Here is a 2801-nt window from a genome sequence, read left to right as displayed (position 1 = left end):
TTGGGAGCCTGGCGGTGAACTACTCTCGCATGGCATCTGCCACACTACCATCGTCGCGGCTGCGTTTCACTTCTGAGTTCGGAATGGAGTCAGGTGGTTCCACAGCGCTATTGCCACCAGGCAAAAACTGTTTTTATGTCTTTAACAAGCAAGCTAGATAGAATTCTTTATCACACCATCACAAACACCTTGGGCGTTGTATGGTTAAGCCTCTCGGGCAATTAGTATGAGTTAGCTTAACGTGTCACCACGCTTCCACACCTCACCTATCAACGTTGTGGTCTCCAACGACCCTTATGTGTACTCAAGGTACAAGGGATGACTCATCTTTTGGCCGGCTTCCCGCTTAGATGCTTTCAGCGGTTATCCGTTCCGAACATAGCTACCGGGCAGTGCCATTGGCATGACAACCCGAACACCAGCGGTTCGTTCACTCCGGTCCTCTCGTACTAGGAGCAACTCCAATCAATCATCCAACGCCCACGGCAGATAGGGACCGAACTGTCTCACGACGTTCTAAACCCAGCTCGCGTACCACTTTAAATGGCGAACAGCCATACCCTTGGGACCGACTTCAGCCCCAGGATGTGATGAGCCGACATCGAGGTGCCAAACACCGCCGTCGATATGAACTCTTGGGCGGTATCAGCCTGTTATCCCCGGAGTACCTTTTATCCGTTGAGCGATGGCCCTTCCATACAGAACCACCGGATCACTAAGACCTACTTTCGTACCTGCTCGACGTGTCTGTCTCGCAGTTAAGCTGGCTTCTGCCTTTGCACTAACCGTACGATGTCCGACCGTACTTAGCCAACCTTCGTGCTCCTCCGTTACTCTTTAGGAGGAGACCGCCCCAGTCAAACTACCCACCAGACACTGTCCGCAACCCCGATTAGGGGCCCACGTTAGAACATCAAACATACAAGGGTGGTATTTCAAGGACGACTCCATCAGAACTGGCGTTCCAACTTCAAAGTCTCCCACCTATCCTACACATGTAGGGTCAATGTTCAGTGCCAAGCTATAGTAAAGGTTCACGGGGTCTTTCCGTCTAGCCGCGGGTATACGGCATCTTCACCGCAATTTCAATTTCACTGAGTCTCTGGTGGAGACAGCCTGGCCATCATTACACCATTCGTGCAGGTCGGAACTTACCCGACAAGGAATTTCGCTACCTTAGGACCGTTATAGTTACGGCCGCCGTTTACCGGGGCTTCGATCAAGAGCTTCGCTTGCGCTAACCCCATCAATTAACCTTCCGGCACCGGGCAGGTGTCACACCCTATACGTCCTCTTACGAGTTTGCAGAGTGCTGTGTTTTTAATAAACAGTTGCAGCCAGCTGGTCACTGCGACTCTCATAGGCTTACGGAGCAAGTCCTTCACCCACAAGAGCGTACCTTCTCCCGAAGTTACGGTACTATTTTGCCTAGTTCCTTCACCAGAGTTCTCTCAAGCGCCTTGGTATGCTCTACCTGACCACCTGTGTCGGTTTCGAGTACGGTCAACAATACCTGAAGCTTAGAGGCTTTTCCTGGAAGCGTAGCGTCAACAGCTTCACCACCGTAGTGGCTCGTCTCGTGTCTCAGAATATAGGGAACCGGATTTGCCTAATCCCCCTTCCTACGCACTTTCACATGGACTACCAACGCCATGCCTGCCTAGCTTTCTCCGTCCCCCCATCGCAGTATTGTCGGTACGGGAATATTAACCCGTTTCCCATCGACTACGGCTTTCGCCCTCGCCTTAGGGGCCGACTTACCCTACCCTGATTAGCATGGGATAGGAACCCTTGGTCTTCCGGCGGGGAAGTTTTTCACTCCCCTTATCGTTACTTATGTCAGCATTCGCACTTCTGATACCTCCAGCACCCCTCACGAGATACCTTCAACGGCTTACAGAACGCTCCTCTACCACTTGCACTTAGTGCAAGTCCACAGCTTCGGTGCATGGTTTAGCCCCGTTACATCTTCCGCGCAGACCGACTCGACTAGTGAGCTATTACGCTTTCTTTAAAGGGTGGCTGCTTCTAAGCCAACCTCCTAGCTGTCTATGCCTTTCCACATCGTTTTCCACTTAACCATGACTTTGGGACCTTAGCTGGTGGTCTGGGTTGTTTCCCTTTTCACGGCGGACGTTAGCACCCGTCGTGTGTCTCCCGAGTAGTACTCATTGGTATTCGGAGTTTGCAAAGGGTTGGTAAGTCGGGATGACCCCCTAGCCTTAACAGTGCTCTACCCCCAATGGTATTCGCTCGAGGCGCTACCTAAATAGCTTTCGAGGAGAACCAGATATCTCCGAGCTTGATTAGCCTTTCACTCCGATCCACAAGTCATCCCCAAATTTTTCAACATTTGTGGGTTCGGTCCTCCAGTTAGTGTTACCCAACCTTCAACCTGCTCATGGATAGATCGCCCGGTTTCGGGTCTACACCCTGCAACTATTCGCCCAGTTAAGACTCGGTTTCCCTACGGCTCCCCTATTCGGTTAACCTCGCTACAGAATGTAAGTCGCTGACCCATTATACAAAAGGTACGCAGTCACCCAACAAGTGGGCTCCCACTGCTTGTACGTACACGGTTTCAGGTTCTATTTCACTCCCCTAACAGGGGTTCTTTTCGCCTTTCCCTCACGGTACTGGTTCACTATCGGTCAGTCAGGAGTATTTAGCCTTGGAGGATGGTCCCCCCATGTTCAAACAGGATACCACGTGTCCCGTCCTACTCGTTTTCATTGATAAAGCCTTTTCGTGTACGGGGCTATCACCCTGTATCGCCGCACTTTCCAGAGCGTTCCACTAAC

Annotated in this window: 2 rRNA genes; both read right to left on the bottom strand. The window is 51.6% G+C overall.

Features of this window, described 5'->3' with window-relative positions:
- Window positions 1-6 precede the first annotated feature (6 nt).
- Window positions 7-121 (bottom strand): 5S ribosomal RNA (rrf, locus tag IEW88_RS18580).
- A 79-nt stretch (window positions 122-200) separates the two neighbouring features.
- Window positions 201-2801 (bottom strand): 23S ribosomal RNA (locus IEW88_RS18575); the annotation flags it as partial.

Origin of the sequence: Rheinheimera tangshanensis (genome assembly GCF_014645135.1) — a bacterium.
Taxonomy (GTDB): Bacteria; Pseudomonadota; Gammaproteobacteria; order Enterobacterales; family Alteromonadaceae; genus Pararheinheimera; species Pararheinheimera tangshanensis.
Note: the sequence above shows the minus strand (reverse complement) of the source record. Positions and strands in the feature narration are given on the sequence as shown.